Origin of the sequence: Paraneptunicella aestuarii, from assembly GCF_019900845.1 — a bacterium.
GTDB classification, from domain to species: Bacteria; Pseudomonadota; Gammaproteobacteria; order Enterobacterales; family Alteromonadaceae; genus Paraneptunicella; species Paraneptunicella aestuarii.
In genome coordinates this window covers 4189985-4204804 of record NZ_CP074570.1, presented here as the reverse complement: position 1 = coordinate 4204804, position 14820 = coordinate 4189985, and the positions used below count along the sequence as shown (strand labels likewise).

The window sequence follows — 14820 nt, the reverse complement described above, 5'->3', positions numbered from 1 at the left end:
GAACCGTTATGTAGATGAAGCCGTTGTAATAAGCGGCTTCATTTTGCCTTTCTATTCGTTATTGCTTTTCTTCGTCCCGAATTCCTTCCGCTTTCTTGTTTCTATCTCGGTATGTTTATTTGACTCCCGAAAACGCCCGCATTATGTTTTTGTTAAGGTGGTAAGACTTTAAAACAACAATAATAAGGTGTTCTATGAGCTCAAAAAGCCGTTTGGATTCAACATTGGCAAGTGATGACGACTTTCATTTAAACGCAGAATGCTCTGTGTGTGTAAGTTATGTTGGTGAAGAACAGAGCCCTGTGCTTGTTATTGATAATTTCTGGCATAACCCTGAAAAATTAGTAGCCTTGGCTGCACAAAGTGGTGGTTTTACTCAAAGCCCTGAGGATTATTATCCTGGCTTGCGTAAGACGCTGGATGGAAGCGTTAAAGCCGTACTAGAAGAAGAGCTTGGATTGTTGCTTAAACAGCATTTAGACAATAGACCGCATCGTATTGAGTTGGGATTTACGGCATTTTCGTTAACCAATGTACCACCAGCCAAGCTGTCGCCCATGCAATGTATTCCGCATTTTGATTCTACCGATTTAAGCAAGTTTGCTTTGGTGAATTATCTGTTCAAAGAGCCGTTAGGCGGCACATCGTTTTATCGTCATCGTAAAACCGGTTTTGAAACCGTATCCAAGTCTCGTGCTTTTGAGTATCAGCAAGCTTTGCAGCTTCAGGCCAGTACCGAAGGTATGCCAGCAGCAGAATACATTATGGGTGATACCAACCTGTTTGAGCGTATTCATACGGTTCCAGCCTGGTTTAATCGTGCGGTTTTGTATCCTTGTAATTTGTTGCATTCGGGTGACATTCCTAATGTCGCCGGGTTGAGTGACGACCCAAAAACAGGGCGTTTAACATTGAATGCTGAGTTGAAGATATTGCAGGAACAAGCATGAATCAGAGAGAAGATGAAATTTTAGAAGAGGAGCAATACCACAAGCATTTTTCAAAGGAAAAAAAGAGTAAGGCTTTGGAACATGCTTTAGATACTCGAAAATTTGAGATTGAACTTTACTGGAAAAGGGCTACTTATTTTTGGACTCTTATTGGGGTAATTCTGGCGGGATACATGGCTGTTTTGGCATCTTCCAATTCTGAAATCAAAGAAGGATTGGCTGTAATTTTATCTTGTCTGGGATACACCTTTTCTGCTGCTTGGTTTTTTGTAAATAGAGGTAGCAAACAGTGGCAAGAAAATTGGGAAAACCACGTTACTTCTTTAGAGGATGATGTTATTGGACCGTTGTATAAAACCAAGCTTGAGAGGCATAAGTTAAAATCGGTCGGAGAGCTTTTAAAAGATAGAAAGACTATAAAAAAGGATGAATATAGAGATCACTGGAAAGATAAAATCAGTCATGCTTTTACGGGGCCTTCAAGCTTATCTGTATCAAAAATAAATCAATTGGTTAGCTTTTATGTTTCAATTATGTGGGTAGGGTTAGTGGTATACGCTCTGCCCGAATTTGATATGTCAAAAAACGTTAATTGGTTTTATCTATTTATTATTTTACTGAGTTTAGCTGCTAGCATGTCGTTTTACTGGTTGGGGGCAACATATCAAGGTGTGTATACACATAAGGCAATATTAAGAAAGTCAGCAATTAAAAAATATCTTTGATATATTTACAATTTTTTTGCGTGTTAAAGAGTGCTACTTGTTCCCGCTCAGTACCCATGCCACAATCCTTACCCTCTTTTCTACTGCAAAAAATAAGAATCCGATATGAGTCATCAATCCCATTATTCAGCGCTAGAAAGTATGTATCTGGCTGCGCCAATCAATCAGGAAATCTATCATCCCACCATCAAAGTATCGAAAGGTGAAGCGGAAATCGTTATTCCGTTAAGTGAAAAGTTTCATCACGCAGGGCATGCAGTTCATGGCTCGGTGTACTTCAAAATGCTGGATGACGCAGCTTACTTTGCTGCCAATTCAATGGATACTGAGTTCTTTGTATTGACCTCGTCATTTACTACTTATCTGACGCGCCCGGTTAAAGACGGAATTTTCAGAGCCGTGGGGAAAGTGGTTAGCCAGAGCCGTACCCAGTTTATTGCTGAATCTATTGTTTACGATATCCGTGAAAAAGAGGTGGGGCGTGGCAATGGGATTTTTGTTCGAGGCAAATTGCCATTGGTTGATGCGATGGGATATGACTTGAACCTTTAAGCAAGTTTAAACATTTGCATACAAAATCTTACCTATATGAAAAGGTCATTCAACGCATTGCCATGTTCGTGAACATTTCGGATTGGTATACTGCTGCGATTTTAATCTAGACAGGAACAATAATAATGAAAAAATGGGTGACACTGTTCGCCGCTGTTCTGGCAACACAAGCTGTTGCTGATGAAGGCATGTGGCAACCTCATCAGCTTCCGGCATTGGAAAATATTCTGAAAGAAAAAGGTTTGGAGATTAATCCTGAAAATATTTCCAAATTAACCGAATTCCCAATGAATGCCGTGGTGAGTTTAGGCGGATGTACTGCTTCTTTCGTTTCTCCTAAAGGTTTGGTCATTACTAACCACCACTGTGCCTACGGTAGCATTCAGCATAACTCTACTGCTGATAATAACCTGATTCAAAAAGGCTTTTTGGCAAAATCGCTTAGTGAAGAATTGCAAGCTGCACCGGGTTCTCGTGTTTATGTTACCGAGAAAGTGGTGGATGTAACTGCCAAAATCACCGGTTCTTTAGACAGCAAACTAACGGGCGCTGAGCGTTATGAAGCGATTGAAAACAAGCGTAAGGAATTGGTAGCTGAATGTGAGCAAGATACTGATTATCGCTGCCAGGTATCCAGTTTTCATGGTGGTTTGGAATACTACTTGATGAAAGCCTTGGCTATTCGCGATGTGCGTTTGGTTCATGCGCCTGCGGGTTCAGTAGGTAAGTATGGCGGCGATATTGATAACTGGATGTGGCCTCGTCACACCGGTGATTATTCTTTTTATCGTGCTTACGTTGGCAAAGACGGTAAACCTGCCGATTTTAGTGAAGACAATATTCCTTACGTACCCAAAAGCTTCTTAAAAGTGTCGGCGAAGGGCGTGAATGATGGCGATTTCGTTATGGTTGCGGGCTATCCAGGCAGAACTAACCGTTATCGTTTAGCGGAGGAAGTACGCCATGCTTTCAGTCATTCATATCCGACAGCGAAAAAGTATCGTGAAGAGTTCATGGACATCATTACCAGCGTGACAGCAGAAGGTTCGGATGAACGCGTTAAATACGAAAGTGAAATGGCTCGTTTGGCAAACTATGCGAAAAACTACGGCAGCATGTTAAACAGCTATAGCCGCAGTGATTTTCAACAGCGTAAAGATCAGTTAGAGAAAGATCTGAACGCCTGGATCAAAGCCGACAAAGCTCGCATGAGTAAGTATGGCGAAATCATGCTGCAGTTGAACGAGCTTATTGCCAAAGAGCAAATGTATTGGCAGCGAGATCTGGTGATGGGATACATGAGCCGTACTTCCTTGTTCTCCTCTGCGAAAGACCTGTATCGCTTGGCAAATGAGAAAACCAAACCTGACATGGAGCGCGAAAGTGGTTTCCAGGAACGTGATATGAAGCGTTTTGAAGAGCGTTTGAAGCGTATTTCCAGTAGCTATGCTCCGGTGGTTGATAAAGCTGCGTTGAAACACTTTATGATGACCTATGCGGCATTGGATAAATCACAACATGACGCAGCTTTTGACAAGTTTATGGGTTTGAGCAAGCCGAATGAAAAGGCGTTAGATAAGAAGCTGGATAAGATGTATGCCAACACCAAACTGGGTGATGAAGCTACTCGTTTGCAGTGGATGAATGCCTCTGTGGAAGAGTTTAAAGCCAGTAAAGACCCATTCATTCAGTTGGCTGTAGCCACTTACGAAAGCGACATGGAAATGGAAAAACGCGCGAAGGCTATTGCGGGTCAGTTCCAAAGTTTGCGTCCTAAATACATGGAAGCCATCATTGCTTACAATCAATCCATCGGTAAGCCGGTTTATGCCGACGCTAACAGCACATTGCGTGTGACTTACGGTAACGTTCGTGGTTACTCACCAAAAGATGGAAACTTCATGTTGCCATTCACCACGCTACGCGGTTTAGAGCAGAAAGAAACCGGTGAAGACCCCTTTGATTCGCCTAAACGCTTATTAGACTTGGTGAAAAACAAAGAATACGGCAATTACTACTATGCGCCTGTGGATTCTGTACCGGTGAACTTCCTGAGCACCCTTGATTCCACCGGCGGTAACTCAGGTTCTCCAACCTTGAATGGTAAAGCTGAGCTGGTTGGATTGCTGTTCGACGGCGTATTTGAAAGCGTCATCGGCGATTGGGACTTCGACGACAACCTTAACCGCTCTATTCACGTAGACAGCCGCTACATGCTATGGGTAATGGAAAACGTAGACGGCGCAACCAACCTGCTGGAAGAAATGGCGATTGTTCATTAATTGCAGAGGTTGCGGATAGCTTATTAAAGCTATTGATTGGAAATTAAAAAAACGCCAAGGCTGTTATGCCTTGGCGTTTTTTATTGGTGATAGTATTTATCGTTACTGAAAATAGAGAAAGCTGTATTAGTGTGAACTCATACAATGAATAAATGCATCAACATTTTCGACAGGCACGCCTAGATATTCAGACTGTTTCTGTTTTGCATTTGTCAGCTCTTCTTGTAGTTCTTGTTCTAACAACTTCATTTCTGAATGAATAGTCTCTTCACTCATTCCTGGGGTATTACGCATTTTTTCGTCAAGAGCGCGAGCTTTTAACATTGCTGGTTGAGAAAGGAAATATTCCTCTGTCGTTTCATAAGGGCGGTCTTTGCCTGAAACATAGTTCTCAAACTTTTTCTTAGCCACATCAAATCTGGCGCTGTTAAATGGTTCACAATTGCTCTCTGCTTTTGATGCAACGCTAAATGTCATGGTAATGCAGACCAAAAGTGCAGAATGAATTTTCTTCACTATTTGAAGTCCTCTATTGTGTTAATAGGGTGAACAAGTAGGGCAATCTACTTTATCAAAAGCGTATAACACCTTTTTATATCCCCGTTACAACCCCAACATTCTTATCCAGTTCACAGACGCCTTGAGCCAGGTTTTGTTCGCTGCTGCATTTGACCAGAACCCTGTCTTGCTCGGCGCCGTGAAGTTCTCCTTTCCATCCGCCTTTGTTATCCAGTTTTATCGACATATAACCAAAAGCTGGCTGTGTTTTGCCTTTATAGGTGATGCTTGAGCTGGTGCTTAGCACCGTTGCGGGAAGGTTATCTATGGTGGTTTGCGTTGCACCATAGGGCGCTGAATTTGACAGTTCTACGCCGCTTGAACCGATAATTAACGAGGGGGGGCGGTTACTGCCGGGGAAGCTGACGCTTTCAAATTTGTGCATGTGTCCGGTCAGGATCAGGTCGATGCTGGCAGGCAACGCTTGGGAAGGAAGGCTTTTTATCGCCGTTTGCATCATTTGGTTGATACAAGCGTATTGATCTTTACTTGTGCAGCCTGTGCTGGTGTTGGCTTCGTAGCTGTCGATACCCCAGATCGGACGGTGAGTGACTAGCCATGTCGGTTGAGCATCATTTTTAGCTAGAGTGTTTACATCTAGCATCACCTTTTTGTAAACCGCTTCAAATGGTGAATTGGTGTAGCTGTCGCACGCATTGGCGGAATCGACAACTACGACATCCAGATTATTAAAGCTGACTTTGTAGCTGGGAATTTGCAGGCTGTTTGCCATTGCGCCTTTATTTATATCCGGCGTTGGGCAACTCATTTGTTGGTCGCCAGCAATCAGGTTGGAATGAGGATCCATAAAGTAGAAGTAGCCTGGGCCTGCGCGGCTGCACAGTTCATGATTTCCGCGTGCTACCAACCATGGAGCGGTTAGCATCAGCTTACCGGCGGGTTTGAATACATCGTCGTGCCAGTTGCGCCAAATATCAGGGCGGTTTGAGTTCTGTGCTGATTGCGAATAAAACGGTGTGCCGGGAGCTTGCCCGCATTGTTCTGCCTGGCTCAAACCATCACCCGCATCATAAGGCCATTGTACTTGTTGGCTTAATTTTCCATCGGTATCTTTTTGAGTAAAGTGGGTTTTACCCGATGTGCCACGGTAGTTGAAATCGCCCATATGCAGCACTAAATCTGGATTTTTTCTGGCTCCTTTATCGGCCATGATCTTGAACGGAATGGCGGGGGAGTTGAAGTAACAACCGCCGGATTTCCCCGGTTTTGATAACTTACAACCTGTATCACCAAATACCTGAATATGCTCTGGGTTGGATTTGACGACAGGAAGGGCAATGGATTTGTTGGAAAACTGAATTTGATAGCTGGTGTCGAAATTGACCAAGGCTTCGCACACCATTACTGAAAAGTGATTGGGGTTATCACGCGTGATCATGGATATCGGCGTTTTACTGCCTTCGGCTAATAGGGTTGGGCAATCTAAACCAGTGTCAATGACTGTTCTCGCCAAAGCCACATTACTACCGTCGGGAGCCTGCCCCAGTATCACGTAACTGGCATATTGCTGATTGGTTGTGGGGATTGAAACGGAAGAATCTGCGAGGCTGGAAAAGCTTGTACCAATAAGACTAATTGCACAGGCGAGCTGTAAGAATGGCTTATTCATGAATGTGCATCCATTTGTTTTATTTGAATCTTATTTTATTTGGGCTTTGGGTTGTATTTGCATTAATTAGCAGGGGGAAAATTCCCTACCGCTGCTAACTATAATTCACTGGATAAAAAAGTGCCAAGCTAGAAGCATGTTTGCTTGAGATTTTGCTTTAGAATCCTTGATTGCTCAAATGCATACGTTTGAATGATCCTTTTGCTGGAAATATGTTTAAGCTCTCCCTAAAGTAAACCCCTACGGAAATTTCACATGCATAGAAATTGTCGGTGAAATAGACAATGTGACATCTATCAGGGGCATTTAATGGGAACACAGATCAGGTCTTATACATTGGCTATTGGCATGGCTGCCAGTGTTATGGCAATAACGGCTTGCACACCACCTCCAAAAGAAACGGCTTCGGGAACAAAGGAAACACCTTGCTTAACAGCTTCTGACTGTACTTCTGATGCTTTGCATGTCGCTTCCCCTGATTGGCGAGATCAGATTATCTACTTCTTGATGATTGACCGCTTTAATGACGGCGACCCAAGCAATAATGATCAGGGAATGGGCGAATATAATCCTGCCAAAGAGAGCCATTACAGCGGCGGTGATATTCCCGGTATTACGGAAAAACTCGATTATATTCAGGAGTTGGGTGCTACGTCGGTGTGGCTAACGCCGCCAGTGGCCAATTTATGGTGGAGTAATGAGTCGAGCTATGGTGGTTATCATGGTTATTGGGCTCGCGATTTTAGTAAGGTAGATGAGCATTACGGCACTTTGCAAGACTACCAAATATTGTCTAAATCCCTGCATCAACGCGGTATGTACCTGATTCAGGATATTGTGGTTAACCATACTGCACCTTATTTTGGGTATCGGGCAAATGCAAATAAAGAGGGGAATGAACAAGGAAAAGAGTACGACCCTGATGACACGGCAGCGAATTTCGAGTTATTTGAAACCGGAAAATTTGCTGCGCCAGAACAAGCTCCTTTCGACAAAATTAATCGTTTGGATCCTGAACATGAAAAAGCGGGTATCTACCATTGGACGCCCAGTATTCTGGATTTTGACGACAAGCATCAGGTCACTAATTATCAATTGGCGAATTTGGCGGATATCAACACTGAAAATCCGGAAGTGATAACGGCTTTCAAAGAGATATACCGCGACTGGATTGAAAAAGCCGGCGTTGATGCTTATCGGGTCGATACGGTGAAGTACGTCGATCACGCTTTCTGGAATCGTTTCTTCCATGACGATGATGGTATTTATGCTCATGCTAAAAAGCTGGGGAAAGAGGATTTTCTGGCATTTGGTGAAGTGTATGACGTGTCCAAACCCTTTCAGGACAGTGGTGAAAAATCACTGAAAAGCTTTTATGGCAGCAAAGACAAGCCTGAGTTTAATTCTGTTATTGGTTTCCCTTTATATAACGAAATCGACCGTGTGTTTGCCGAGGGCAAGCCTCCCAGCTATTTGGCCTATCGTTTAGAACAACATATGCAGTTTCCCAACCCTTACATAGTGCCTAATTTTGTTGATAACCACGACGTTAAGCGTTTTCTTTCCAGCGGCAGTTTGCCTGATTTTAAACAGGCGTTGTCGCTGATATTTACGATTCCCGGTATTCCGGTGATTTATCAGGGTTCTGAGCAAGCCATGCGTGAAAGCCGTAGAGCCATGTTTAAAGGTGGCTATTTGGCTGAGCAGGATCATTTCGATACTCAATCGGAAATGTTCCGCTTTATTCAAAAGCTGGCTGAGGTGCGTAAAGCCAACAAGGTGTTGAGCCGCGGAACATTAAAGGTTCTACACGCGACTGACACAGGTTCGGGCATATTAGCATTCCGTCGACAGTATCAGGGCGACAATGTGCTGGTGTTAATGAATACCGCTTCTCATAGCACCTTGGTGAATCATTTGGCTTCCGGGTTTACCAGTGGAATGACTCCCGAGATATTATTTAAAGAAGGTAATGTTCAGGTTCCTCTGGTTAGCTCTGGCGGAACGTTAAATATGGTGTTGCCAGCTAAATCCATTGTTGTTTTGAAGAATAGCCAACAGCAAGAAAACGGTGATGCTACGGAAGAGTTATCTCGCCAGCTATCTAGCCGCAATGACGATATTACTATCGTGCTTGATGATAACATTGATGGTGAGGTGTTTGACCGTGATATTCAAATTAGTGGCAGTGTTACCGAACCTAATGTTGAGTTGTTGTTGATTTTGAACGGCAATCTCGACAGAGCCAGAAAGCTGCAAGCCAACTCACAAGGACGTTTTGATTTCACCCTGCCAGTGCGTAATTGGGGTAAGAATGAATATAGTCTCGAAGTGTATGCACCTGAGTTGGGTGTGACTTCTAATCGCCAGATCTTCACTACGTTAGTGACTAGACCAGAGGTTGAATCCAGTAAGCAAGATCCGGTTAATGACGACAAAGGCTTGAATGGTTTGTATCAACAACCTCAACATGCCAATAGTCAGCGCCAAATGGACATTCTGGCTGTGGATGCAAAAGCGGCGGGCGCGAATCTGGAGCTGGTACTGACTATGCAGCAAATCTCTGACGTGTGGGGGCCATCCAATGGCTTCGATAATGTCGCGTTTACTATTTTCTTTGATTTTTCCACTGTGACGGGAGCCAGGGAGCTGCCGGAAATCGGCGGGGTTATGCCTAACGGATTAGATTGGGAATTAGGCAATGTTGTGTATGGATGGGGGAATTACTTATTTGGCACTAATGCTCGGAATCCGTCACGGCAAGGTGAAAGGGCGGGTATTGCGCCGAAAGTGAGTGTTGATAAGGAGAATAAGCAGATCCGTCTTTTATATCAGGGAGAAGAGTTAGGCATTCCAACCTGGAGAGGGACAAATGTGTATGTGACCACTTGGGATATTAGTGGTGAAGGGACTTATCGCGAGTTAGGTGATAAAGCGGATGCATGGCAGTTTGGCGATTCTGGAACATTAAACGTAAAAATTATGGATGACCTGTTATTGTCTTTAGAGTAGGTGGCAGGCGGTTCTGAACTGTTACCTGGTTGATTCTTTCGATAATAAAAAGGGCTAAATAGAAGGATAAAAAGCTAATAAAAATGGCTCCCTAACTTTCCTTATAGGGATTATCTGCTATAGCTTGTTGATGCGGTTTTCATATGAGTGTCTACAAGAAAAATACCGCAATGAATTTGCTCCGGGGACGTGTCTAGTTGGCAGGGAAGCCGAATCTCTCTTGTTCTAATCCAATGAATTCGTATGCATCCATTGTTTGATGTCTGGTGTTGTTTTAACCCTGCCTTTATAGTCGTCTTATCCTTTATCTCCCATGCTTATTCATATCTATGTATCTATTAAATATTGTTGTTTGTAGTTTGTTATTACTTACTTTTCATTTCTCACATGCGATGCTGGTTTCTACGGGCTCATTGCATCAGATTGAAAGATTTCCATCCAAGTATGTTGATGATAAGGACGTATTTGTTTGGTTGCCTGACAGCTACAGCAACAAGAAGACCTACTCCGTTTTATACATGCACGATGGGCAAATGTTGTTTGATGCAAGCACCACCTGGAATAAACAGGAATGGGGAGTGGACGAAGTCGCCGGGCAGTTGATCGCTTCGGGTAAAGTGACTGATTTTATTGTTGTTGGGGTGACGAACGGTGATTTTAGGGACAAGGGCAAACGCATGGATGAGTATTTCCCGCAGAAACCCTTTCAGGCTCTAAGTGCTGCGCAACAGACAGAGGTGTTAAGTATAGAGAGAGTGCCCGGGAGCAAAATGTTTGCGGGTCGTATCGAGTCTGACAATTATTTGAAGTTTTTGGTACAGGAGTTAAAGCCATACATAGACAAGACCTTCTCGGTAAAAACTGATGCAAAACATACCGCGATTATGGGCTCCAGCATGGGCGGTTTAATTTCTATGTATGCGATTAGTGAATATCCCGATGTATTTGGTGCGGCGGCCTGTATTTCTACTCATTGGCCGGGGGCAATACCAAGTGCTGTTTCAGGGAAAGCAAATCCAGTTCCTCAAGCTTTTTTTGACTATATGGCAGCGCATTTACCCGACCCCTCAAACCATAGATTGTATTTTGATTTGGGCACAGAAACGCTGGATCAGTATTACCCTGAGCTACAGAAACAGGCCGACAAGGTGATCCAGCAACGAGGCTATTCTGACGCTAACTGGACAACTCAGGTATTCAAAGGTGCAGCGCACGATGAAATAAGCTGGAATGCAAGGTTACATGTGCCGTTGATGTTCTTATTTGGTAAAAATTAGTGGTAGAGCTCGTAGGTACATACTTGCTTTCGTGTGCTCTTCGCCATGGCGCACTCTCACCTTGGAGTGTTCTTTGTTATGGCGTGCTCTCAATGTCGTAAGTTCTATGTCATGGCGCACTTGATGCGCCATCCAGTGCTTTGTTGGTTCTATTCGACTTGCAAATCCTTTCGCTCAGTGGATTGCTTTAGGATGGAGACCGGACAGCGCTTCGCGCTTCCGGTACGACCTTCCGGTACGACCTTCCGGTACGACAGAGAAAGCGCGCACCAGCGTCTTTCCGAACCAACCTGCGTCATCCCGAGCCAACCAGCGTCATTCCGAGCCAACCAGCGTCGTTCCGAGCCAACCTGCGTCATCCCGAACTTGTTTCGGGATCTCCAAAATCTCTCACATCATTCACTGTCATGGCGGCCTTGAGCCGCCATCCAGAGACAGGTTTCCTCATTACTCTCATTTATTCTATTGAAGGGCAATACACAAACTCATTTATGGTCAAATATGTATCCTGAAAATGTGCGTGAAATATTATTGCCAGTCATTAAAGCCAGTAAACATATGTTTCCTGATGCCTCGCTGGTTTAACACATCTGTGTCTTGGGGAGATGTTAAACAAAGGTTAATAATTAAGATCTTTTAGTAATAAGGCTGAGTGACGGGTAGTAGACGTTTAGGCTTCTGCTATATCGTTGTTGGCTGCACAACAAGTAGTATTTCCATGCAAGACAAACAATTAGAACAAGCAAAAGTTTTATCTCCCAAACGTAACTCTACACAAGCGAACTCTATTCCAGAGCTGGCAGCAGAACAATTGCAGCATTTCGGTATTGATAAGAGCAGTGAATATGGTCAAAGCCTGTATGACGCAGCAATGCATTTGTATCAGGCGCAGTTGGATATCAGCAATTTGTGGCAGGTGACAAACCGCACGTTAGCGACGTTAGACCGCAAAGACAAGATCGCCTATTTCAATGCCAAGAAATTCTTGTCGTTCCAAATCGCCAAGGTGCTGGATACCTTGCAAAACCCGTTTCGCGCCACTTACCAGAGTTTGCAGCAGCAAACCGGTTCGCAGGTGTCAAAGTCTCACTATCCTTTATTTGACAATGTCACGGCGCTTTTCTCTGCAACACCGGTTGTGGTGCGTACTGCAACTTATGTCTATGCCTGTACCGAGTGGGTTGATGATGCTTTTCAGGGCAAAGAAGCCACACACCAGATTTATTCCCGTTTATTGAACCCGACCAATATTTCTCTGGCGAACGCGATTGTTGAGTTGGAAGCGGGCCCTTTTGCTGCGGATTATTTGGCGTGGAACTTTAACTCGGGTATGGCGGCGATTGATGCCATGCTGTCGAATGTGCTTGGACATGGCGATGTGTTGATTGTGTCGCGCAATGTCTATGGCGGCGTGTATCAGTTGTTGCATGATTTCTTCGCTCGTGAAAACCGTCTGGATATTCAAATTGAATGGTTTGATGGCTATGAAGAAGCTGAATTTGCCAGATTTATGCAAGAAGTGAAGTTGAAGCATCAGAAGCGTCTGCAAAACAAGCAACTGCATGTGTACATTGAGTCACCTTGTAACCCGCATGGTTACGTTTTGGATGTGCCGGGAATTTGTCGTGTTGCGCACAAAGACGGCCATGTGGTGATGCTGGATTCTACCTTGGCAACGCCGGTTTTGAACCAGCCTCTGCAACGTTCCGATAAGCGTGAGCGTCCGGATTATGTGGTACACAGCTATACCAAGGATATCTGCGGTAGTGGTGCCACAACGGCGGGTGTGGTGATCGCAGAAACCTGGCGTATGTTCCAGGCCAAAGGCCAGTGCGAAAAAGGTTATGACTGGAGCAAAACCATGTTCTGGGATGTGTATTACATCAAAGGCGCGTTTCTGGATTCAGAGAAAGCTTTTGACGTGTTGACGGGCATGAAAACTCTTGAACAACGTATTTTGAGCAAGAGTATTAATACTCAGGTGTTGAGTGAGTTCTTGTTCTCGCATCCGGCGATGAATGTGCATTGCCATAGTATTAATAGTCATCCGAATGCCAATATCCGTAAGAAGCTGATGCGCCACGGTTGGCCTTGTGCGCTATTTACCGTTGATATGGAAAAGGCCGGATTAGAGCGCGATACATTTGTGCGTTTCTTTGATGCGTTGGAACCGGCGTTTAGCCATCAGGTGAGCATTGGTCAGAACAACACCATTATTCTGTGCCCAGCGTTAACGTCACACTCTGAAATGGGGCAAGCTGAGCAACGAGATGCAGGTATTTACCTGACAACCATGCGTATTGCGGTGGGAACCGAAAACATCAAGGAGTTGATTGCGCACTTTATTAATGTGGTGCGTTTGCATATCGACCCGGTTTTGCCTGGGTTTAGTGATGGTTTTATGTCGCCAGAACAGGTGGATGAGTTGTATCTGGAAACGGCTAATCGCATGTGTCAGCAGCATTATCATAGTGTGGCAAGCACGCGTGAGCTGTTGGATGGGCGTTTTACCTCTGATCATGTTGTGGGTGCATAACAGGCTTTACATCTAAATAGCCAGCACCGAAGTTTTTAGCAGACCTTCAGCCGCAAGGAAGCGGCTGTGGAGCTTCAATGGATTTCTTTCTTAAATAAAGAGAGCGCGAGTCTGCGATTAAATTTCTGTGGCTGACTTGTTAAACACGGGCTCTTATCAAATTTCAGCAAAGAATAAGAGCCTGATTTTTATCCTCGAAACATCCTGCTATTATCCCGCTTCGTTTTTATCTTGCAGTAAGGTTCAGGTTAGCTTGATTGGAGAAGTAGCCGCATTATTAACAGCGCTGTGTTGGGCGGTGGCAGCGCGTATGTTCAGGATTTTAGGGAGTCACTTTTCAGCGTTGTCGTTGAACTTATGGAAAGGCGTGGTGGCGATTATTGGATTAGTGATATTTAGCTGGTTAGATCCTGCTCCCTTGTCGTTAACTCAAAACCAAATCTTCTGGCTGCTATTAAGCGGCATTATTGGCATTGGTATTGGTGATACCTTCTTTTTTGCTGCACTGCGACGAATTGGCGATAGCCAATCGGTATTGATCGCTGAAACCTTTGCGCCAGTGTTTACTGCCTTGTTGGCAATGGCGTGGATTTCTGAATGGTTAACCTGGCAACAATGGTTAGGCGCTGCGGTCGTACTGTTTTCTGTCGATATGATTGTGAAGCAGAACAAGCGGAGCCAATATGAGCAGGTTCAACCATCGGGTTATTGGTTTGCTGGCGGTGCAGCAGTTTGTCAATCGGTTGGCGCTGTGATCAGTCGCGATATTTTAACCGCTGGAGAAGCCACACCGGCCGATGCCTCATTGATTCGATTGGTAGGTGGTTTGATGATAGTTATGTTGCTGCTGGTTTGGCGTAAGAAGCCCTGGCTGCCTGTAACTACTAATCCTTCTCAAGCCTGGAGTTTGCTGGTGGCTGCAAGTTTTGTGGGCACGTTGGCGGCGATGTACTTGCAGATGCTGTCTTTTGCTCATACGCCTGCGGCAGTAGTACAAACGCTTTTCGCCACCAGCGTATTGTTGTCGTTGCTCGTGGCGCGAGTGATGGGGGAATCTATACCTAAACGGGCTTTGTTGTGGTCAGGTGTTGCCGTTGCAGGAGTCATGATCTTGTTGGGGCAGGATTTTTTCATCAAAGTTCAGGCAATGTTTTAGTTCTCTATTCGTAATTCTCTATTCGTAATATGAAGCTTTAAGAATTCCGTGACGTTCCACGCTTATGCCCAAGGCTTGGTGTTGATGAATTAATGCTTGTGTTTTAAGCAGAACTTAACGTATACTTCGCGCCCTTAAATCA

The 14820-nt window shown here is 44.4% G+C and carries 10 protein-coding genes; 8 read left to right on the top strand and 2 right to left on the bottom strand.

Translation table 11 applies throughout. The annotated features are described in order from the left end of the window. Positions 1–194: 194 nt before the first annotated feature. From KIH87_RS16360 to KIH87_RS16345, 4 genes are all read left to right on the top strand, one after another. Positions 195–950, top strand: a complete 756-nt coding sequence (locus KIH87_RS16360; protein WP_232358925.1) for a DUF6445 family protein — start codon at positions 195–197, stop codon at positions 948–950. Beyond that, positions 947–1675: a RipA family octameric membrane protein gene (locus KIH87_RS16355; RefSeq protein WP_232358924.1), complete on the top strand. Its 729-nt coding sequence runs from the start codon at positions 947–949 to the stop codon at positions 1673–1675. Before KIH87_RS16360 ends, KIH87_RS16355 begins: the two co-directional genes overlap by 4 nt. Positions 1676–1780: 105 nt before the next feature. Further along, positions 1781–2227, top strand: a complete 447-nt coding sequence (locus KIH87_RS16350) for a PaaI family thioesterase (protein ID WP_232358923.1) — start codon at positions 1781–1783, stop codon at positions 2225–2227. 125 nt (positions 2228–2352) lie between these two features. Then, positions 2353–4509, top strand: a complete 2157-nt coding sequence (locus KIH87_RS16345; protein WP_232358922.1) for a S46 family peptidase — start codon at positions 2353–2355, stop codon at positions 4507–4509. Between the two features lie 126 nt (positions 4510–4635). Here the strand turns inward: KIH87_RS16345 and KIH87_RS16340 are convergent, their stop codons facing one another. Together KIH87_RS16340 and KIH87_RS16335 are read right to left on the bottom strand one after the other, a co-directional pair. After that, a complete protein-coding gene (locus tag KIH87_RS16340) occupies positions 4636–5025 on the bottom strand; it encodes a hypothetical protein (RefSeq protein ID WP_232358921.1) in 390 nt (129 codons plus the stop codon). Positions 5026–5101: 76 nt separating this feature from the next. Next, positions 5102–6697, bottom strand: coding sequence for a metallophosphoesterase (locus tag KIH87_RS16335; RefSeq protein WP_232358920.1), 1596 nt, complete (start codon positions 6695–6697; stop codon positions 5102–5104). 309 nt (positions 6698–7006) lie between these two features. On the opposite strand from KIH87_RS16335, the gene KIH87_RS16330 reads away from it, so the two are divergent. The 4 genes from KIH87_RS16330 to KIH87_RS16315 all read left to right on the top strand — a co-directional run bounded on the left by KIH87_RS16330 (position 7007) and on the right by KIH87_RS16315 (position 14678). Further along, on the top strand, positions 7007–9709 hold the full coding sequence (locus tag KIH87_RS16330; protein WP_232358919.1) for an alpha-amylase family glycosyl hydrolase: 2703 nt from the start codon (positions 7007–7009) through the stop codon (positions 9707–9709). 329 nt (positions 9710–10038) lie between these two features. After that, positions 10039–10986 (top strand): alpha/beta hydrolase, encoded by a 948-nt coding sequence (locus KIH87_RS16325; protein ID WP_232358918.1) that lies wholly within the window; start codon positions 10039–10041, stop codon positions 10984–10986. A 718-nt stretch (positions 10987–11704) separates the two neighbouring features. Further along, the gene (locus KIH87_RS16320) at positions 11705–13522 is read left to right on the top strand and encodes a trans-sulfuration enzyme family protein (RefSeq protein WP_232361511.1); all 1818 of its coding nucleotides are present in this window, start codon (positions 11705–11707) and stop codon (positions 13520–13522) included. A 256-nt stretch (positions 13523–13778) separates the two neighbouring features. Further along, entirely contained in the window at positions 13779–14678 is a 900-nt protein-coding gene (locus tag KIH87_RS16315; RefSeq protein ID WP_232361510.1) for a DMT family transporter, read from the top strand. Positions 14679–14820 lie beyond the last annotated feature (142 nt).